The sequence below is a fragment of the Aestuariibius insulae genome (genome assembly GCF_040783535.2).
GTDB classification, from domain to species: domain Bacteria; phylum Pseudomonadota; class Alphaproteobacteria; order Rhodobacterales; family Rhodobacteraceae; genus Aestuariibius; species Aestuariibius insulae.
This window is the reverse complement of record NZ_JBFONW020000002.1, coordinates 283,847-303,939: the sequence shown is the minus strand read 5'-3', so window position 1 is coordinate 303,939 and position 20,093 is coordinate 283,847. Positions and strand designations below refer to the sequence as shown.

The following is a 20,093-nucleotide window of genomic DNA, read 5'->3' as shown; positions in this document are numbered from 1 at the left end:
TCTCTTTTGTGACAGTATTGTAAGAGTTTTATGACAGGCGGTCGCTCTTGATCCTCAAGGTGTTACTGGCAGGATAATAGAGAACTGACTGCCCTTGCCTTTCTCACTCTTGATGCGAAGTCGGCCCCTGTGTCTGTTCACGATATGCTTGACGATAGCCAATCCAAGCCCCGTTCCGCCAAGTGCACGGGAGCGATGGCTGTCGGCACGGTAGAAGCGCTCTGTCAGACGGGGAATGTGAAACGACGGGATCCCCTCGCCATCGTCAATCACATCGACCCGGACGCCCGGCCCCAATAGGACCGATTCCTCATCTGACACCGAAAGTCGTACCGTTACGTGTCCGCAATCCTTCCCGTATTTGACGGCGTTCTCGATCAGATTTGTGAAAACCTGTCTTAGTTGATCCGTGTCTCCGGGTATCATCATCTGCTCGTCAGGCAGCAACATGTTGATGGTGCTATCCCGTGCGCGAGCGACCGGCTCAAGAGCTGCAGCGGACGATCTGACAACTGAGCACAAGTCGACAGTTTCGGTTGGCCGGAGACGTTCGTCCTGCTCCACCCGGCTTAAGGACAAAAGATCCTCGACCAGCCGCGACATACGGCTCGCTTCCTTCTCCATTATACCCAGGAATTTTCTCTGAGCTTGAGGATCGTCCTTTGCGGCCCCTCCGAGCGTCTCGATAAAGCCGAGGAGAGCTGTGAGTGGAGTTCGCAATTCATGACTGACATTCGCCACGAAATCGCGGCGCATTTGCCCGGCGGTCTCCATCGCCGTCACATCTTCGAAGGTCAGCACGATCGAGAGTCGATCCTTCGCGGAGGTCGGCGCGACAGAAACGGCCCATGTGGTATCCCGCCCGGCCTCACCACCAAGATAGCGCGAAGCCGTGGGTTTGCGGTCCTTGAAAGTCTGTTCAATGGCATCGAGAAGTGCCGGTTGGCGCAACGCGGTGATGTAATGTCGTCCGATTTCGACCGAACCAAGAAGCTTCATCGCGGGATCGTTAGCGACTACGATCCGCTCATCATCACCGATGATAACGACAGGGAGGGGAATAGCCTCCGCAAAGCCCATCAATGTATCCATCGAGAACACAGTCCTGTCGCGATGCGTCGTGGCGTCGCATCAGATTGTACAGCTCGCCTCTCTATAGGTGAGGGGCATGTTTCAGCTATTTGTATTGCCCCGCTTACGCCATATCGTAGCCGCGGGGTTCAAGCAGAAAGATGAAACCGCTGTTTAACTGGAGTTTGCGCGACGTGTCCGACACTCAAGATCCCCCCGTCATGCTCGTCATTGGGGACATGAACAGGTGGCGCCGTGATGGCCGGCGACTTCCTGAGGCGTCTGGAATTCATTTCGTGGGTTTCCAAGCGCTAGACGAGGCGTGCCTTGAGGAAAAGCAGCCAGATATTGTGCTATCTGGACTGCTTGGCCCCGGCTTTGATGTGATCGATGTTGCGACAAAGCTTGAGATGTTTGAGTTCACAGGTCGCTACCGCGCTCTTTGCGACGATGTTCCGTCAGTCGACATAATTGTCACCGAGGTTCGCCAGCAGGTTCCCGGCATTGATTTCGACATCCTCGTTCTCAACGACGATCTCCGGGTCAGAGAACAAGCCTAAACGCTTGCATCGATCGCTGCCGACAGTTCTTCGATCAGGAGGTCGGGATCTTCGATTCCGACCGAGACCCGAAAGAACCCCTCCGAAATTCCAAGAGCGGCTCGCTCGCTTTCGCTAAGGGCGCGGTGAGAGGAGCTTGGCGGATGGGACAGCGTGGTTCCGATATCGCCGAGGGTTGGGGCAAAGGCGATGTTCGGCGCGGCTTTGGTCAGTGCGTTGGCCTGAGTCCTGCCTCCATCGATGATGAAACTTACCATATTTCCCCCCTGCCCCTTCAGCAGCTTCTCAGCTCTGTCGAAGTCAGGATGATCAGGCCGACCCGGATAGAGAACTTTCGTGACATGGCGATGTCCTGCCAATGCATCGGCGAGCCGCGCCGCATTCTCCTGAGCGCGATCGAAGCGCAATTCGAAAGAGTGAAGACCGCGCTCTGCAAGCCAGCAATCAAAAGGGCTCGGCGTCAGCCCAAACGTGGCCCAGATGCCTTCGATTGCCTCCAGCCGTTCGGGATCCTTCGCGGCGACGTAGCCGAGCGTCACATCCGAATGCCCCGCCAGCAGCTTTGTCACAGAATGGACGACCACATCCGCGCCATACTCGAAAGGCCTGAAGCTTCGCGGCGTTGTGAACGTATTGTCGACGATCAGCAGTGCGCCGATGTCTTTTGCAAGTTGCGAGATCCCAGAGATATCTGCAATTCTTAATGTCGGGTTCGAGACCACTTCGATGAGGATTGCTTTGGTATTGGGTTTTACCGCCGCCCTCATCGCCTGAGCATCGGTCGGATCGGCAAGACCGGTTTCAATCCCGAGCGCTGGCAGTTCCTGCGCCATCATCCTCAAGCAGCGTCCGTATAGTTGATTGCCGCCTAGCACATGGTCGCCAGCCTTCACGCAACCTAGGAGGGCACCCGTGATAGCAGCCATGCCGGATCCAAAAATCAGACCGCCTTCGGCTCCTTCCAGCATATCAATCTTGTGCGCCAAGACGTCGGCATTGGGATGCCCCTCTCTGGCATATACGTATCCCGGGGCCGTTCCGTCGTACTGCGCGTCAATCGCATCCGGAGAGGCGCTCCGGTAGACGACCGATGGCATGAGCGGCGTCACCAGAGGGACTGAACTCGAATGAGGAACAGGCGTTCGGCGGACAATAGACTGCTTTTTCCTCATTCGATGACCTCGAGTTTCTGCCGGAACAAACGCATTCGTTCCTGATAGTGAAGAGCCGAGGCTTTGAGCGCCTGAATAGCTTGATCGTCGAGAGAGCGAATGATCTTTCCAGGTGCGCCCAGAACAAGCGAGCCATCCGCGATTTCCTTTCCCTCCGTAATCAACGCACCAGCGCCGATGAGGCAATTCTGACCGATCCGGGCACCATTCAGGATCGTCGCGCCCATGCCGACGAGGCTGTTCGGCCCGATCACGCACCCGTGCAACATCGCCTTGTGCCCGATGGTACATCCCGGACCGATCTCGATGGGAAAGCCCATATCCGTGTGAAGAACGCAGTTTTCCTGAATATTTGTGCCTGCTCCAACGTGGATCAGTTCGTTATCCCCCCGCAAGGTCGACCCGAACCAGACCGAGACGTCCTTCTCAAGTTGGACATCCCCGATGACATTGGCATCCGGTGCAATCCAGACGTCTTCCACAATCTGGGGACGCTTGTCTCCTAGGGCGTAAACGGTCAAGCCGACTCCTCCTCGAACTGGGACTGGAGATCTCGAACATGAGCGAGAAGATCCGGTTGCTGGCTTCGTCTTAGCCGTTCGGCACTGACGATCGTCTCCAACTTCTGCTGCGTCAGATCCAGATCGTCGTTTATGAGAACGTAATCGTAGCCGTCCCAATGGCTTATCTCGTCCCAGCTTTTCTGCATCCGTTTGGCGATAACGTCCGCGCTGTCCTGTCCCCGAGCGATCAGTCGTCGCCGCAGCTCTTCAATTGATGGCGGTAGCACGAAGATGGACAGAACATGCTGGTTCAGCGCTGAGTTCGCAATCTGTTGAGCGCCCTGCCAGTCAATGTCGAAAATGACGTCTCGACCGTTGTTGATTGCCTCTTCAACGGGCGCCTTCGGGGATCCATAAAAGTTGCCGAAGACATGCGCATGTTCAAGCATCTGACCGTCGCTCACAAGCTTGCGAAAGGCGGTATCATCGATGAAATGGTAGTCCCGCCCATCCATTTCCCGAGGGCGCGGATTACGAGTGGTCGCGGAGATCGAGAAGGTCAGGGAAGGGTCCCATTCCCGCAGACGTTTGGTGAGCGTCGATTTTCCTGCCCCGGACGGCGATGACAAAACGATCAGAAGTCCGCGTCTAGCCATTCTCTATTCCACATTCTGGATTTGCTCACGCATCTGCTCGATAGCTGCCTTGAGATCAAGGCCGACTTGCGTCAGCGAGGTCCTGTTCGACTTCGAGCAAAGCGTGTTGGCTTCGCGGTTGAATTCCTGCATCAGGAAATCGAGCTTTCGACCGACAGGACCGGACATTTCAAGCAAATCTTCGACAGCCTTCACGTGGGCATCCAGGCGATCAAGCTCCTCGGTAATATCCCCTTTGATGGCCAGAAGTGCAGCTTCCTGAGCCAGTCGATCAGGGTCGACGACATCGCTCGCGCTCATCACCCTTTGCAGGGCATCCTGTAGGATCTGTCGGCTGGTGTCTCGACTGTCATCGGCAATTCGCCTCGCCTCAAGAATGTAGGCTTTCATCTGTTCTGCTTGATCTGCGATCACCCCTTTAAGGGCTGCACCCTCACGAGCCCGCATCTCGAGAAAGCTATCCAGAAGAGGTGACAGGCTGCTTAGGATAGCATCAGTATCAGCTTCGATGGCGCTTTCCTGGTCGTCCACGACGAGGACGCCTCGTCGTGATAGTAACTCAACGGGGTCGATGGGTGCGACAGGCAGCCCGGCCTTCTCCAGTCGCTTAGATACATCGGATGCGTGCGAAATAAGCACGTCCAATGCGGGGTCGTTCAGCCGTGTCGGCTCAACATTGACAAGGCGCGAGACTTTCAATGAAAGCGAGATCGATCCGCGATGAAGCCGAGACGCGACGTATTTTCGCGCGGCGGGATCGAGAACCTCCAGACCGTCCGGAAAGCGTAACCGCAGATCGAGCCCTTTCGCGTTGACGCCTCGCAACTCCCAAGACCATTCGAGATGCGATGTCTCATCTCGGTGCGTCGCATAGGCCGTCATAGAATGGATCACTGAACGAAAGACTCCCCGTTGGTGTCATTGAGGTATCGGCAAAATCGGGAGGACCGCAAGTCTGCTCCGATTAACCACTTGATGCAAAAACAGGAGAAATTTTAGACAAACCGGGACATATTAACGCTTGAGTAAGGATTTGGGACGCACCTTCGGCATGTCGAACATCGGGGGTCGGGCCTCGTACAAAGTGTTTCGACGGTAAGGGACGATATCATGAACCATGCTAAATCCTCCGCGACAAATGTCGTGGACCTCGAGCGTTATCGCGATCCAGACTCATTGCCGGTTCTCAATCAGATCGAGGAATACTGGAGCAGTCTTCGCACCGGAAGCCACCTTCCACAGCGGAGTGACATCGATCCGCGGGAATTAGGTGGGGCTCTTGAATCCTCGTTCATTCTGGAGCGGATCGCCCCCGGGGTCGGCCGGTTTCGCGTTGCCGGGCAGAAAGTCTGGTCCATTATTGGAATGGAAGTCAGAGGCATGCCTCTCACGAGCCTTTTCGATACGAGCTCCAGAAGTCCGATTTCCGCCTATTTCGAGGATGTGTTGCGCGGCCCGTCAAAGGCAGTTCTTCCGATCAAGGCAGTTCCTCTACGACGCGGCCGCTCCGTATCGATGAAGATGCTATTGCTTCCGCTTCAGGGCGAGAATGGGACTGCGGATCGGATTTTAGGCGGGCTTGAGCCATGTCAGGCCGTCCCGCAAGCCCCTCATCGTCTTAGGTTGAGCAGTGGTAAAGTGACATGTGATCTAATTGAAGACGGTCGGTATATCTCAATCGAGCACCGCGGCTTTGCGGAGGATCGTTCGGAATTCACACCTTCGGCGTCTCAGTCGGAAACCGACACGCCGAAGTTGAGATTGGTCTGAGTTCAGAAGATGCCTGAGTCAGGATCCGGTCAGTGCCAATCTGGTATTGCGCGAAGCTGAAAGCTCTTCTGCTACCAAAAAGGCGAGTTCGAGTGACTGGGACGCATTCAACCGTGGATCACAGGCCGTATGATAGCGGTCGGATAGATCCTCGTCCGAAACAGCCCTGACACCGCCCGTGCATTCAGTGACGTCCTGTCCTGTCATCTCGAAATGAACGCCTCCCGGGATGGTGCCCTCGGATGTATGAACGGAGAAAAACTCTTGAACTTCTCTCAACACGCTTTCGAACGGGCGGGTTTTATACCCGGATGCGGATTTGATCGTGTTGCCATGCATCGGGTCACACGACCAGACGACGTTGGCACCTTCCTCCTCGACCGCCTTGATCAGACGGGGAAGATGATCGCCGACCGATCCTGCCCCGAACCGAGCAATCAGTGTGAGTCGGCCGGCCTCATTCTTCGGATTGAGCGTTGCCAGCAGTTGCTTGAGATCATCCGTCGTCATGGACGGTCCGCATTTCAACCCGATCGGGTTCATTACGCCCCTGGCGAATTCCACATGGGCGCCATCGGGCTGCCGGGTCCGATCTCCGATCCAGATCATATGGCCTGACCCAGCAAGCCACTGACCTGAAGTGCTGTCCACACGCGTTAAAGCTTCCTCGTATTCGAGCAGGAGCGCTTCGTGGGAGGTATAGAATTCGACAGTCGACAGCTCGCTATTGGTCTCCGCCGAAAGGCCAGCAGAGGCCATGAAATCCAGCGTATCCTGAATGCGCGACGCCATCTCGCGATAGCGGCCGGCTTCTTCACCATCGGTAAAGCCGAGCGTCCAGGAGTGAACCCGGTGTACGTCCGCAAAACCGCCTGTCGAAAAGGCCCTCAGCAGGTTGAGCGAAGCCGCAGCTTGAGTATAGGCCCGCAACATTTTGTCAGGGTTGGGGATTCGGGCTTCTGACGTGAACGGCAGCTCGTTGATGATATCGCCTCGGTAGCTGGGAAGCTCGGTCCCATCCTTGACCTCCGTCGGTGCCGAGCGGGGTTTGGCAAATTGCCCGGCCATCCGTCCGATCTTTACCACCGGCACTTTGGCGCCATAGGTCAGAACCATCGCCATCTGAAGCATGACTTTGAATGTATCGCGAATATTATCCGCGGAGAATTCGGCGAAGCTCTCAGCACAATCGCCGCCCTGCAGAAGGAACGCGTCTCCCCGGCTGGCGGCAGCGAGCCTTTGGCGAAGCGTACGCGCCTCTCCTGCAAAAACGAGCGGAGGATAGGTCGACAGACGTGCTTCAACAGCGGCCAGAGCCTGTGCATCCGTGTAATCGGGCATCTGCACCCTGGGTTTCTTGCGCCAGTCGCTCTTGTGCCAATCTGCCATCGGCCCTCCCCTTCAAGATACATAACGGTTTCGACATGTCGGTATATCTCGCACTGAGAGGTATTCCAACGCGGAAAAAACGACACCACCTGCTCGTTTCACTTGTGGATTTTTTCAAAAGCAGGTCAGGCTGCCCTGCGAGACACTTTAAGTAGGATAAGGACGATGGCCGGACCGATTGCCGCCGGGGTCGTTTTCGACCCGCCCACCCCGAAACGGTTCGTATTCGTTCTCTTCGAGGGCTTCTCCCTTTTGTCCTTCGCCTCGGCGCTGGATTGCATCAGAATAGCAAACCGGGTCTCCCAGAAGGACCTGTATCAGTGGATTTTTCTGACTGAGGAAGGAGCCGGTATCCGATGCTCGGCAGGCACTGAAATCCTGGCAGATGATGAGCTTATCGAGCTGAGCCGCGACGATGTCGTGATCCTGTGCGGCGGGGTCAACATACAAAATGCGACGACCAAGAAGATCCTGAGCTGGCTCAGGAGAGAGGCCCGGCGCGGCATCACTATCGCCGGGTTGTGTACCGCCGCTTATGCAATGGCGCAGGCCGGGCTGCTGAACCGGCGAAGGGCCACGATTCATTGGGAAAATCAGGACAGCTTCACCGAAGAGTTCGAGGATGTGACGCTGACCAAGTCGGTTTTTGTCGTCGACGACAATCGGTATACGACCGCCGGGGGAACGGCGTCCATCGACCTGATGCTGAAGCTGATTGCGGAAGATCACGGAGAGGATCTTGCCGCATCCGTTGCCGATCAGCTTATCTATTCATCCATTCGAACGGATCAGGACACCCAAAGGCTTTCCGTTCCAACACGGATCGGCGTGCGGCATCCGAAGCTGAGCCGCGTGATCCAGATGATGGAAGCCAATATCGAAGAGCCGATCAGTCCTTCGATCCTGGCGCGCGATGTCGGCATGTCGACCCGTCAGCTTGAGCGGCTCTTTCGGCGCTACCTGAACCGATCGCCCAAACGATATTACATGGATCTGAGGCTGCAAAAGGCGCGTAACCTGCTGATGCAAACCGACATGAGCGTGATTAATGTCGCGCTTGCCTGCGGATTTGCCTCCCCATCGCATTTCTCGAAATGTTACCGGGCGCATTACGAGATCACCCCTTATCGGGAACGGGGCGCGCAGGCAGGTCGGCTTTCGATTTGAAAGGTTGGCCCCTAAAGAATCGGATGTAAAAGCAAGCATTCGTTGATGCTTTTCATTTGTAGACCGTCTGCTTAATCTCCATTCCATAAATAACACCTCAGACAGGGAGACGAGGGATGAAGCGGATACTACTGGGAAGCGCGGCAAGCGTTCTGGTGGCCGGTGCGGCATTGGCTGAAGGTCATGCTGAGGAGGTCAAACTCGGGATCATTCTGGGCTACACGGGGCCGATTGAATCCTTGGCCGGCCACATGGCGGACGGAGCCGAAGAGGCGATGTCGGAAGTGACTGAAAGCGGGCTTCTCCTGGGCGGCGCCACGGTGACGCCCGTCCGTGCCGATACCGGCTGCATCGACAATGCTCTGGCCACCTCGAACACGGAACGTCTTATCGCGGAAGGGATTTCCGGGATCGTCGGCGGTGACTGCTCTGGCGTGACGGGTGCGATGCTGCAGAATGTAGCAATCCCCAACGGGATGGTAATGGTTTCACCATCGGCCACCTCCCCTGCCCTGACGACGGTCGAGGATAACGATCTTTTCTTCCGCACCGCTCCGTCCGATGCGCGTGAGGGCGAAGTTATGACCGAAGTGTTAATGGATCGCGGGATCGAAAGCGTTGCGTTAACCTATACGAACAACGACTACGGCAAAGGCTTGGCCGATGCCTTCCAGACCGCCTTTGAAGCGGCGGGTGGCGAGGTGACCATTTCAACGGCGCACGAGGACGGAAAGGCCGATTATTCAGCTGAGGTCGGTGCGCTGTCGGCGGCGGGTGGTGATATCCTCGTTGTGGCTGGTTATCTTGATCAGGGCGGTCTTGGGATCATTCGGGCGGCGCTGGATACCGGGGCTTACGATCAGTTTGTTCTGCCCGGCGGTATGGTCGGTGACAGCATCGTCGAGAATGTTGGAGCAGATCTTAACGGCTCGTTCGGTCAGATCGCAGGGTCCGGCGGTGATGGCGCGGCGAAGATGACGGAGCTTGGTGAAGCTGGCGGCTATGACGGCACGTCGCCTTATACGCCCGAAAGCTATGATGCGGCGGCGCTGATCATGTTGGCCATGCAGGCTGCAGGTTCGATGGATCCGGCGGATTACGGCCCCATGATCACCTCTGTTGCCAATGCGCCGGGCGAAGAAATCTATCCCGGAGAGTTGGCGAAGGCGTTGCAAATCCTCGCAGATGGCGGCGAGATCGACTATGTTGGCGGCTCTGCCGTGGAACTGATCGGACCGGGTGAAAGCGCGGGCACTTATCGCGAGATCGAGGTCAAGGACGGCGCGATCGAGACTGTCGGCTTCCGCTGATCAAAGGCGAAATACCATCGAGGCAGCCCGGGGATCTCCGGGCTGTTTCAGTGTGATAGGGACTATTTGTCAAGTATGATCACTGTTGAGACCCTCGTGAAAAGCTTTGGCGGTTTCAAAGCCGTCGACGGGGCATCCCTGACCATTGCCGAGGGGTCAATCACCGGATTGATTGGGCCTAACGGCGCCGGAAAAACCACACTTTTCAATGTGATCGCGGGCAATCTGAAACCGACTAGCGGACGCGTTTTGATGCAGGGTGAGGACATCACTGGGCTGCCGCCGCATGAATTGTTTCACAAGGGGCTGCTCAGGACGTTCCAGATCGCCCATGAGTTCAGCTCGATGAGCGTGCGCGAGAACCTGATGATGGTGCCTGCCGCGCAGACCGGAGAGACGATCTGGAAGGCGTGGCTGAGCCGGGGCCGGATCCGTGAGGAAGAGCGTGCTCTGGCGCAAAAGGCTGATGAAGTGCTTGATTTCCTGACGATTTCTCATCTTGCGGAGGAGAAGGCGGGCAACCTATCAGGCGGGCAGAAAAAGCTGTTGGAGCTGGGCCGGACGATGATGGTCGATGCCCGGATTGTCTTTCTGGACGAGGTCGGAGCGGGGGTGAACCGAACGCTTCTGGGAACGATTTCCGATGCGATTCAACGGCTTAACCGGGAGCGTGGATATACGTTTTGCGTGATCGAACACGATATGGATTTCATCGGAAAGCTCTGCGATCCGGTTATCGTTATGGCCGAGGGGCATGTGCTGGCCGAGGGCAAGGCGTCTGAGATCATGCAGAACGAGGACGTGATCGAGGCCTATCTGGGCACCGGGCTCAAGAACAAGGTGGCGGCTCAGGCATGAAAAACGGGGGTTCGGTATCCGGTCGGTATTACGTCTGTATTCCGTCGGTGCGAATAAGGCAGAAATGTGGCGCTGTAGCCGTTGAAATGTTGAAGCGCTCCAGTCGCCGACCCGCGATCTGCAAGACCGCTGAGGGGTATGATCCATCCTCCTCACGACTTGTGCGGAACTGACATGACTGGAGACGAGGCGGAGCCGATGCTGATCGGCGATATGATGACGGGCGGCTATGGCAAAGGCGCCGATATCCTTCACGAGTGCACAATCGCCGTCGATGCCGGGCAGATCGCGGTGATCGTTGGTCCGAATGGCGCGGGCAAATCGACGGCGATGAAGGCTGTCTTCGGGATGCTGACCGTCCGGGAGGGGGCGGTTCGGCTGGACGGCGAGGATATCACCGCGCTGACGCCGCAGGACCGGGTCGCCAAAGGCATGGCTTTCGTGCCGCAGACCTCGAATATCTTCACCTCGATGACGGTCGAGGAAAACCTTGAGATGGGTGCCTTCCTGCGCCGGGACGGGATCGCGCAGACGATGGAGCAGATCTATGAGCTGTTCCCCATCCTACGGGAGAAACGACGGCAGGCGGCGGGCGAGCTGTCCGGCGGGCAGCGCCAGCAGGTTGCGGTGGGCCGGGCGCTGATGACAGAGCCGCGGGTCTTGATGCTGGACGAGCCAACGGCGGGTGTGTCGCCGATCGTGATGGACGAGCTGTTCGACCGGATTATCGAGGTGGCGCGCACCGGGATCTCGATCCTGATGGTCGAACAGAATGCGCGGCAGGCGCTGGAGATTGCGGATAAGGGATATGTGCTAGTGCAAGGGCGGAACGCTTATACCGGCACAGGGGCGGAGTTGATGGCCGATGACGAGGTCAGACGGAGTTTTTTGGGTGGGTGAGACGCTTTGGAATGCCGGGTTGCTTGCGGCACTTGTTTCATGTGCGGGTGCGGCGTCCGCGCTGACCTGTACTTTCGAAGACGGAGGAGTGGTTGAAGTCTCCGATGCATCAGGTGAGGGGGGTTTGAGTAATGATCCGTCGCTCGATGCTTTGAAACGTGGAGATAGGCTCTCTGTCATGCACAGCATGAATATCTCTGAACTAACCCCCGTCACTGCACAAAGCGCGTATGTGTCAGAACGAATGTTTCGAGGGCACTTTACCGTCGTTACCGTTGAGAGGCTTGGCCCACCTGATTTCGACGAGGATCGTGGATATCGAGCACTGAGGACGGTCTTTGGACTGAAGTCCGAGACCGGACCCACTTCCAACTCTGTCAAAGGATATTGTAAAGATTGACCAAGTCTGTCCGATACTCCGTAGTCCGCCTTAAAGCATTGCCTTCCTTGTTCTTCACGCGGGAACATCGGGTTCAGATCTTCGCAATGAGCTCGTGGCCGCAGTCGAGCTGCGCAGTTTTTCTTAAGGTGCGGGCATGACGGACATTCTCAACGCGCTCGTCGTTTTGGCGAATTTCGTCCTGATCCCGGCGACGGCCTATGGCGCTCAGCTGGCGCTTGGTGCGCTGGGGGTCACGCTGATCTATGGGATCCTGCGGTTTTCGAATTTCGCCCATGGCGACACGATGGCGTTCGGGGCAATGGTCACGATCCTGGGGACCTGGGGGCTGCAATCGGCCGGCATCACGGGTGGGCCGCTGCCGACCGCTTTGATTGCGTTGCCGCTGGGGATCGCTGCAACAGTACTGCTGCTTCTGGCAACGGACCGGTTCGTCTACCGATTTCACCGGGCGGCGGGATCGCCTCCGACAATGTTCGTGATTGTCTCGTTGGGCGTGACCTTCGTGATGAACGCGATCGTGCGGTTCATCATCGGCGTGGACGACCAGCGGTTCGCCGACGGGGAGCGGTTCGTCATCAGGGCACGCGAGTTCCGCGAGATGACAGGGCTGGATGAAGGACTTGCGATCAAGACGACGCAGGTTCTGACGCTCGTGGTTGCGGCGATCTGCGTGGCGGCTTTGTTCTGGTTCCTGCAGAAGACGCGAACCGGCAAGTCAATGCGAGCCTATTCGGACAATGAGGATTTGGCGCTGCTGTCGGGGATCAATCCCGAGAGGGTCGTGCGGGTCACCTGGCTGATCGTGGCGGTGCTGGCGACAGTGGCGGGAGTGCTCTATGGGCTGGACAAGTCGTTCAAGCCCTTCACCTATTTCCAGCTGCTCCTCCCGATCTTTGCCGCCGCCATCGTAGGCGGGCTGGGCAATCCAGTTGGTGCGATCCTTGGCGGGTTCGTTATCGCCTTTGCCGAAGTGACGATCACCTATCCTCTTAAGAAAGTGCTCGGCTATCTGATGCCCGAGAGCCTTGAGCCGGACGGATTGGTGCAGCTTCTGTCGACCGACTACAAATTCGCGGTGAGCTTTGTGATCCTGATCGTGGTTCTGCTGATCAAGCCGACGGGCCTCATGAAGGGGCAGACGGCATGAGGGGCGTGGGGCTTTATCTGCTGGTCGGAGCGTTGATCGTCGGGACCGGCTTGATGCAGGGCTGGAACACGGCGCTGCTGATCCTGAATATGGGGCTCGTCTCGGCGATCATGGCGCTTGGGGTGAACCTTCAATGGGGGATCGCAGGGCTCTTCAATATCGGCGTGATGGGATTCGTGGCTTTGGGCGGTCTGGCGGCGGTGATCGTCTCGATGCCGCCAACGACAGAGGCCTGGGCGGCTGGGGGCTGGCAGATTGTGGGCGGACTTGCCATGGGCGCGGCAACGGTCGTTGCTGCGGTGTTCGTTTGGAAACGGGCGCCTGCGCAGTGGAGGATCTGGGGAACGGTGGCCGTGGTGATCGCGGGGTTCGTCCTTTACCGGCAAGTGATGCCGGGCGGAATGGCGGCGGTGGAGGCCGTGAACCCGGCGGGAACGGGGTATCTGGGCGGTCTGGGGCTGCCGGTTCTTATAGCCTGGCCTGCGGGCGGGCTGCTGGCAGCCGGGGCGGCCTGGATCATCGGCAAGACGGCGCTGGGGCTGCGGGCGGATTACCTGGCCATCGCGACGCTTGGGATCGCAGAGATCATCATTGCTGTGCTCAAGAACGAGGACTGGTTGAGCCGGGGCGTCAAGAACGTCATCGGAATTCCGAGGCCTGTGCCATACGAGGTCGAATTACAGGCCAATCCCGACTTCGTGGCGACTGCGGAAGGCTTTGGGCTGACGCCGATCCTGGCCTCCTCCCTTTGGGTCAAGCTGAGCTATACGATGCTCTTTGCGGCGGTCCTGATCGTTTTGCTCGTGCTGGCGCAGGCGGCGCTGAAATCGCCCTGGGGCCGGATGATGCGGGCGATCCGCGACAACGAAGTCGCTGCCGAGGCGATGGGGAAGGACGTGAAGGGGCGGCATCTGCAAATCTTCATCCTCGGCTCGGCTATTTGCGGACTGGCGGGCGCGATGATGACGACGCTGGACGGGCAGTTGACCCCAGGGACCTATCAGCCGCTCAGGTTTACCTTTCTGATCTGGGTGATGGTGATCGTCGGTGGCTCGGGGAATAACTTCGGAGCGGTGCTGGGCGGCATCCTGATCTGGTGGCTTTGGGTTCAGGTGGAACCGATTGGGGGCTGGCTTCTAAGTGTCGTCAGCGCCGGATTGCCCGACGGAAGCCTCGTTCAGGAGCGATTGCTCGCTGGAGCGCCGCATATGCGATATCTTACGATGGGACTTGTTCTGATCTTCGTGCTGAGATTTGCACCCAGGGGCCTGATCCCGGAGCGTTGACCGGGCTGGTCCGGAAGGGGGCGCTGCCCCCTTGCCTCCGGCGGAGGTATTTAGGGCAAGATGAGGATATATGCCCCATCTTGCCCGGGGAGAGCGGTCGCGAAGTGCCATCGTCCTCACCTTGCACGGCCATCGGCTCCTCAGCCTGTTCCGTGATTTAACGTTCGGGTATTAATCTTAATAAGTTCTTACCTCATCTTGCTGAAAATACCTCGGGGTCTGGGGTGGCGCCCCAGTCAGATCGAAAAAGCGGCGAGCGGACAGGTTATGAAGTCCAGATCGACTGGGCGCCGACAAAAGATGAAATGCGGCGCAGCCGCTCCTTTAGATCAATCGGGCTTGCGCAACCGCTCGATCAGGGAGGATGTGTCCCATCGGCCGCCATCCATGCGTTGGACGTCCTTGTAGAACTGATCGACTAGCGCCGTGACCGGGAGCGAGGCACCGAGTTCATCCGCCGCGTCCAAGCAAATCCCGAGATCCTTGCGCATCCAGTCGACCGCAAAGCCATGATCGAACTTACCGTCCAGCATTGTCTCGTGCCGATTTACCATTTGCCAACTGCCAGCGGCGCCCTGGGAGATGACTTCAACCACTGCGCGGCCGTCAAGGCCGGCGACCTCTGCAAACGCCAACGCTTCGGAGAGGCCTTGGACCAGACCGGCTATCGCGATCTGGTTGCACATCTTCGTCATCTGCCCTGCGCCGCTGGGACCAAGGCGTCGGCAGATCTTTGCATAGGTCCCTATGATAGCTTCTGCGCGGTCATAGGCCCCTTGGTCGCCTCCACACATGACCGAAAGCTGCGCGGTCTCCGCCCCAGCCTGCCCGCCCGAGATCGGGGCGTCGACAAAGCTGATCTGTCGTTCATCGGCCGCAGCATAAAGCTCACGCGTGACGGCTGCCGAAACCGTGGTGTGATCGACAAAGACCGTTCCCGGAGACATCGCACTGAAGGCGCCAGTCTCGCCTAGGCAGACCGAGCGCAGATCGTCGTCGTTTCCAACGCAGGCCATGACGAAATCCTTGCCCTTGGCGGCGTCGGCCGGGCTGTGCGCCATCTCTCCCTCATGCGCCTTCGTCCAATCGAGCGCTTTCTCTGTCGTTCGGTTGTAAACGGTGACCTCGTGACCGGCAGCCGCAAGATGGCCCGCCATAGGGGCGCCCATGACGCCAAGTCCCAGAAATGCGATGCGTGCCATGCGGTTGCTCCTTGCTCCGTCCGAAATTAGAAAGCGACCCTATCGGCCCCGCTCTTGCGGTCAACCGCCTGTCTAATCAATCAAAGGTCCTGCCCATGGTCACGCTTTTCCGCTGGCTTCTACGTTTTGCCACCGGTCTGGTCGTCCTGGCGGTCGGAGCGCTCGCGCTGGTCTACTTCTTCGCCTCCCGGTCCCTTCCCGATTACAGCGCGGATCTGGAGGTGGCGGGGATCGGAGCTGAGGTCGAGATCGTTCGCGACAACGCGAATGTGCCGCATATCTTCGGCGCCTCGGATGCGGATGTGTTCTTTGCACTAGGCTTTGCCCATGCGCAGGACCGGCTTTGGCAGATGACGATGCTGCGGCGCACCGCGCAGGGGCGTCTGAGCGAGCTCTTCGGAGAGCGGACGTTCGAGATCGACAATCTGCTGCGACGGCTTGATCTTTACCGCATTTCAGTGGCTTCGGTCGAAGATCAAAGCCCCGAGACGCGCGATATGCTGAGCGCCTATGCCGCTGGGGTGAATGCCTGGATCGGCGAGGTCAATGCAGGCGCAAGAGGTCGCGGCGCGCCGGAGATGTGGCTTTTCAGCCATCCGATTTCGCCCTGGCAGGACGCGGATAGCATCGCCATCATCAAGCTGATGGCCCTGCAGTTGGCCAGCCATGGCAGCCATGAGGTTCTGCGGGCGCGCACTCAGCTTTTGGTGCCGCCGGAACGGCTCCACGATATTCTTCCTGAAATGCCTGGCGACGGGATTGTCGCAGCCCCGCCCCCGCCGGAGAGAACGGACTGGATGACGTCCCTGCCCCGCTACGCAGCCGCCGCTTCGGATCCTGTCGATGCCTTGTCTCCTGTTCGGCCCTTGGAGCTGGCGGGCGCCTCGAATGCCTGGACAGCCGCGCCTGACCGATCGGCGGCGGGGGCGACCCTTCTTGCAAACGATCCTCACCTTCAGCTGACGGCGCCGTCCTTCTGGTTCCTGGCGCGGCTCGAGCTCGAGACGGGCGGGGTCATCGGAGGCACTATCCCCGGCGTTCCGGTCGTTCTGAGCGGCCGCAGCGCGAACCTGGGCTGGGGTCTGACGACAAGTTATCTCGACGATCAGGATCTGTATATCGAACGGCTCAATCCCGATAATCCGAACGAATATCTCACCCCCGACGGGTTCAAGCCCTTCGTCACCCGCGACAGCATCGTCCAGATAAAGGATGCTCCGGCGCGCACTTTGCGGTTGCGTTGGACGGAGAACGGACCCGTTCTGCCTGCGGAGACCTACGATAGCGGTCTCGTGACGCCTGAAGGGCATGTGATGTCGATGGCCTGGACAGCTTTGTCGCCGGACGACACGTCGCTGACCGCCGCCCGCCGTTTGATGTCGGCTCGAAGCGTCGAGGACGGCGTGGCGGCGTCTGAGCTTTATATTGCGCCGTCCCAAAATCTCACCCTGTCGGATCCGGGCGGCATCGCGCTCAAGACCATCGGGATCATGCCGCGGCGGCGCGAGGATCATCAAAGCCAGGGCCGGATTCCGTCCCGGGGCTGGCTGGAGCAGAACCGGTGGGACGGGATGCTTGACTACGCCGATGCCCCGGAATTCGTCGATCCCGAGGAGGGGATTCTCGGGAATACCAACAACATGGTCGTGAACCGTCCGTTTCCCAACCATATCAGCTTTCGGTACGGCGATACGCAGAGGGTTAATCGCTGGTCCCGTTTGATGCAGATGCGGCGGGTTCATACGCGCGAGAGCTTTATCGAGGCGCAGCTGGATACGGTCAGCTTCACCGCGCGGTCGCTGCTTCCGCTGATCGGGGCGGATTTGTGGTTTACAGGAGATGCCGCACCAGACGGAACGCCCGAGCGCATGCGCCAGAGGGCGCTTGAGCTTTTGGGCAACTGGAACGGCGAGATGAACGAGCATTTGCCTGAGCCGCTGCTCTATGCGGCCTGGATCCGGTTCCTGCAGGAGCGGCTGATCCGGGACGAGCTGGGCCCTGTCGCGCGCGAATACACGCATGTTCAGCCGCTTTTCATCGAGCGGGTCTTTCGCGACACCGGAGGTGCATCGGCCTGGTGCGATGTCGTGCAATCCGCGCGGGTCGAGACCTGCCCGGAGATCGCGCGGCAGGCGCTCGACGATGCGCTGATTTGGGTTGGCGAGACCTATGGCACCTCGCTGGAGAGCCTGCGCTGGGGGGATGCGCATACCGCGACGCACGACCACCCGGTTTTGGGTGAGACGCCGATCCTACGGTGGTTCGTTAATATCCGGCAAAGCACTTCGGGCGGGGACAATACGCTGCTGCGCGGCCGGACGGCGGGGAGCGGCGAGCATCCGTTCTACAATGTGCATGGGGCGGGGTATCGGGGGGTTTATGACTTTGCCGATCCCGACAGTTCGGTCTTTATCATCTCAACCGGGCAGTCGGGGCATCCGCTGAGCCGCCATTACGACGATCTCGGGGAGCTTTGGCGCCGGGGCGAATATATCCCGATGTCGCTCGACCCGGATCTGGCGCGGGCCGCATCGGTGGGAACGACGATTTTACGGCCCGTCGCGGATGATCGTTAGCAGATTGTTAACACTTCTCGCGTAACCCGAGCTGACCAGTTGTTCGGGTTTTGTTCAGTGCGCATCTTGATCTTTCTCCTAGCTGTCCGCACGCCGTTCGAGGCTGTCTGGAAAGGCCTCTTTTTCTTTATGCAGATCAACGGGGTGGCGCTGCTTGTTGAGATCACGCTGCATGGTCCGTTCTACATGCCGATCTGGAAACGGTCCTTACTGACGCTGACCGCGTCGCTGCCGTTTATCATCCTCGCATTCTACGTGATCACCTATCTCGACAAGCTTCAAAGAGAGATGAAGGTGATCGCAGCGACCGATATGCTGACGGAGCTGCCCAATCGACGCTCGTTTTTCAAGAAGGTGGAAAAGGCGTTCGAGGCGAACCGCAGCGGCGTGCTGTTCATCATCGATGCGGATCATTTCAAGGCGATCAACGACACGCATGGACACCAGATCGGGGACGATGCGCTGGTTGCGATTGCGGACCGGCTTAGATCCGTTTTGCGAAAGACCGATGTCGTGGGCCGGATCGGCGGGGAGGAATTCGCGCTGTTTCTGCCCGGTCTTTCCGCGATCGAAGCCTCTGGCATTGGAGAGCGTCTGACCGACCCGATTTATGTCACTCACGGGGACGAGGCGCACCCCATTCAGGTCACGCTGTCGATCGGCGGCGTGCAAAAGACGCCCGATGTCTCGTTCACGGATGTGATGCACCGGGCCGATCTGGCGCTTTACAGGGCCAAGGAAGAAGGACGCGCGCAACTCGCGATGTGGGATGCGGGTCTGTTGAGGGCCGCCAATCAGGACGAGTTTGCACCGGCGGCCATGGAGCGGATCGCCTAGAGCGTGTCGAAGCGGTCTTTCTGGCGCTGGGTCCAGCGCACATCGATATCCCAACCCGCTTCGCCTGCCCGTTCTTCAAGCACGACGCCCTCTTCGTGAAGCCAAGCCAGCGCCCGGCCTTCCGGATAGGTCAGATGCAAAGTTTCAGCCATCTCGGGTGCCCGCAACTTAGCGGAGATATCGGAAAGCAGCGCATCCAGTCCTTCGCCGGTGACGGCCGACAGGAGAGCGACATCTTCGGAGCGCTCTGCTCGGGTTTCGAGAATGGCGCGATCTTCGGCATCCAGCAGATCGATCTTGTTCCAAACCTCGATCTGCGGGGTGCCCTCGGCGATGCCGAGACTAGAGAGAATGCCTGCGACATCCCTTGCCTGCGCCTCTGTTTCGTCGTGGCTAATATCGCGGACATGCAGGATGAGATCGGCGGCGGTGACCTCTTCGAGAGTGGCGCGGAAGGCGGCGACAAGCTCGGTCGGCAGGTCAGAGATGAAGCCTACCGTGTCAGAAAGGATCACCTCGTCCGAGTTGGGCAGCTCGATCCGGCGCATGGTGGGGTCGAGCGTGGCAAAGAGCATGTCCTTGGCCATCACCTCGGCCCCTGTCAGCCGGTTGAAGAGCGTGGATTTGCCTGCATTCGTGTAACCGACAAGGGCAACGATCGGGAACGGCACCTTGGCGCGGGCGGCGCGGTGCAGCGCGCGGGTCTTTTCGACCTTGGCCAGCTGCTTGCGCAGGCGACCCAGCTGATCATCGATGGCGCGGCGGTCCGCCTCGATCTGGGTTTCGCCGGGGCCGCCGACGAAACCGAGGCCGCCGCGCTGGCGTTCAAGATGGGTCCACGCGCGAACAAGACGGGTGCGTTGATAGGAGAGCGCGGCCATTTCGACCTGCAGGACACCTTCGCGGGTGCGGGCGCGATCCGAGAAGATCTCGAGGATGAGGCCCGTCCGGTCGAGGAGTTTGACCTTCCATTCGCGTTCTAGATTGCGCTGCTGGACCGGGCTCACGGGGCCGTCGATCAGGACAAGCTCTGCCTCGGCGTCATAGAGAGCCTGCTTGAGCTCTTCGATCTTGCCGGTCCCGAAAAGCAGGCCGGGATGGGGTTTGGGCAGGCGCACGACTTCGGCCCCGGCCACGACGAGATCGGGCAAGGCGGCCGCGAGCGCAACGGCCTCTTCAAGCGCGGGTCCCGGGGGACGCCTGCGCTCATCGGTTCGGATATCGGGATGGAGTACGACGGCCCGGGTGGGCTGCGCGCGTCTGTCCCTTGGATCTTCCGTCAGGAC

Annotated in this window: 18 protein-coding genes; 10 read left to right on the top strand and 8 right to left on the bottom strand. The window is 58.9% G+C overall.

The genetic code is table 11. From position 1 onward, the window contains the following. Positions 1-54: 54 nt before the first annotated feature. The gene (locus AAD018_RS07790) at positions 55-1,092 is read right to left on the bottom strand and encodes an ATP-binding protein (protein WP_367314928.1); all 1,038 of its coding nucleotides are present in this window, start codon (positions 1,090-1,092) and stop codon (positions 55-57) included. Positions 1,093-1,232: 140 nt separating this feature from the next. Here AAD018_RS07790 and AAD018_RS07785 point away from each other — a divergent pair, with 140 nt between their 5' ends. After that, the gene (locus AAD018_RS07785) at positions 1,233-1,631 is read left to right on the top strand and encodes a hypothetical protein (RefSeq protein WP_367314927.1); all 399 of its coding nucleotides are present in this window, start codon (positions 1,233-1,235) and stop codon (positions 1,629-1,631) included. On the opposite strand, the gene AAD018_RS07780 is transcribed toward AAD018_RS07785, so the two are convergent. Genes AAD018_RS07780 through AAD018_RS07765 form a run of 4 tightly spaced genes read right to left on the bottom strand, consistent with a single transcriptional unit; the run spans position 1,628 to position 4,844 of the window. Beyond that, entirely contained in the window at positions 1,628-2,803 is a 1,176-nt protein-coding gene (locus AAD018_RS07780; RefSeq protein WP_367314926.1) for a trans-sulfuration enzyme family protein, read from the bottom strand. The genes AAD018_RS07785 and AAD018_RS07780 overlap by 4 nt on opposite strands. Further along, a complete protein-coding gene (locus tag AAD018_RS07775; protein ID WP_367314925.1) occupies positions 2,800-3,324 on the bottom strand; it encodes a gamma carbonic anhydrase family protein in 525 nt (174 codons plus the stop codon). Before AAD018_RS07775 ends, AAD018_RS07780 begins: the two co-directional genes overlap by 4 nt. Continuing rightward, the gene (gmk, locus tag AAD018_RS07770; protein WP_367314924.1) at positions 3,321-3,962 is read right to left on the bottom strand and encodes a guanylate kinase; all 642 of its coding nucleotides are present in this window, start codon (positions 3,960-3,962) and stop codon (positions 3,321-3,323) included. The genes AAD018_RS07775 and gmk overlap by 4 nt, the downstream gene beginning before the upstream one ends. A 3-nt stretch (positions 3,963-3,965) precedes the next feature. Continuing rightward, complete coding sequence (locus tag AAD018_RS07765; protein WP_367314923.1) at positions 3,966-4,844, bottom strand: YicC/YloC family endoribonuclease; 879 nt, start codon at positions 4,842-4,844, stop codon at positions 3,966-3,968. A 228-nt stretch (positions 4,845-5,072) separates the two neighbouring features. Between AAD018_RS07765 and AAD018_RS07760 the strand changes: the two genes are divergently transcribed. Next, a complete protein-coding gene (locus AAD018_RS07760; RefSeq protein ID WP_367314922.1) occupies positions 5,073-5,732 on the top strand; it encodes a PAS domain-containing protein in 660 nt (219 codons plus the stop codon). Positions 5,733-5,750: 18 nt separating this feature from the next. Here AAD018_RS07760 and AAD018_RS07755 read toward each other — a convergent pair whose 3' ends face one another. Then, positions 5,751-7,121, bottom strand: coding sequence for a class II 3-deoxy-7-phosphoheptulonate synthase (locus AAD018_RS07755; RefSeq protein ID WP_367314921.1), 1,371 nt, complete (start codon positions 7,119-7,121; stop codon positions 5,751-5,753). Between the two features lie 165 nt (positions 7,122-7,286). Between AAD018_RS07755 and AAD018_RS07750 the strand changes: the two genes are divergently transcribed. From AAD018_RS07750 to AAD018_RS07725, 6 genes are all read left to right on the top strand, one after another. Continuing rightward, positions 7,287-8,288, top strand: a complete 1,002-nt coding sequence (locus AAD018_RS07750; RefSeq protein WP_367314920.1) for a GlxA family transcriptional regulator — start codon at positions 7,287-7,289, stop codon at positions 8,286-8,288. 116 nt (positions 8,289-8,404) lie between these two features. Continuing rightward, positions 8,405-9,598, top strand: a complete 1,194-nt coding sequence (locus AAD018_RS07745; RefSeq protein WP_367314919.1) for an ABC transporter substrate-binding protein — start codon at positions 8,405-8,407, stop codon at positions 9,596-9,598. Between the two features lie 75 nt (positions 9,599-9,673). Further along, the gene (locus tag AAD018_RS07740; protein ID WP_367314918.1) at positions 9,674-10,456 is read left to right on the top strand and encodes an ABC transporter ATP-binding protein; all 783 of its coding nucleotides are present in this window, start codon (positions 9,674-9,676) and stop codon (positions 10,454-10,456) included. 174 nt (positions 10,457-10,630) lie between these two features. Next, positions 10,631-11,356 carry an ABC transporter ATP-binding protein gene (locus AAD018_RS07735; protein WP_367314917.1) on the top strand — a complete coding sequence of 242 codons (726 nt, stop codon included), beginning with the start codon at positions 10,631-10,633 and terminating at the stop codon, positions 11,354-11,356. Positions 11,357-11,892: 536 nt separating this feature from the next. Then, complete coding sequence (locus tag AAD018_RS07730) at positions 11,893-12,906, top strand: branched-chain amino acid ABC transporter permease (RefSeq protein WP_367314916.1); 1,014 nt, start codon at positions 11,893-11,895, stop codon at positions 12,904-12,906. Next, positions 12,903-14,192, top strand: a complete 1,290-nt coding sequence (locus AAD018_RS07725) for a branched-chain amino acid ABC transporter permease (RefSeq protein WP_367314915.1) — start codon at positions 12,903-12,905, stop codon at positions 14,190-14,192. The genes AAD018_RS07730 and AAD018_RS07725 overlap by 4 nt, the downstream gene beginning before the upstream one ends. 329 nt (positions 14,193-14,521) lie before the next feature. Here the strand turns inward: AAD018_RS07725 and AAD018_RS07720 are convergent, their stop codons facing one another. Continuing rightward, positions 14,522-15,394: an NAD(P)-dependent oxidoreductase gene (locus AAD018_RS07720; RefSeq protein WP_367314914.1), complete on the bottom strand. Its 873-nt coding sequence runs from the start codon at positions 15,392-15,394 to the stop codon at positions 14,522-14,524. A 95-nt stretch (positions 15,395-15,489) separates the two neighbouring features. Between AAD018_RS07720 and AAD018_RS07715 the strand changes: the two genes are divergently transcribed. Further along, positions 15,490-17,970 (top strand): penicillin acylase family protein, encoded by a 2,481-nt coding sequence (locus AAD018_RS07715; RefSeq protein ID WP_367314913.1) that lies wholly within the window; start codon positions 15,490-15,492, stop codon positions 17,968-17,970. Positions 17,971-18,036: 66 nt separating this feature from the next. Next, positions 18,037-18,807: a GGDEF domain-containing protein gene (locus AAD018_RS07710; protein WP_367314912.1), complete on the top strand. Its 771-nt coding sequence runs from the start codon at positions 18,037-18,039 to the stop codon at positions 18,805-18,807. On the opposite strand, the gene hflX is transcribed toward AAD018_RS07710, so the two are convergent. Continuing rightward, positions 18,804-20,090 (bottom strand): GTPase HflX, encoded by a 1,287-nt coding sequence (hflX, locus tag AAD018_RS07705; protein WP_367315213.1) that lies wholly within the window; start codon positions 20,088-20,090, stop codon positions 18,804-18,806. The two genes, AAD018_RS07710 and hflX, sit on opposite strands and share 4 nt — an antisense overlap. Positions 20,091-20,093: the final 3 nt, after the last annotated feature.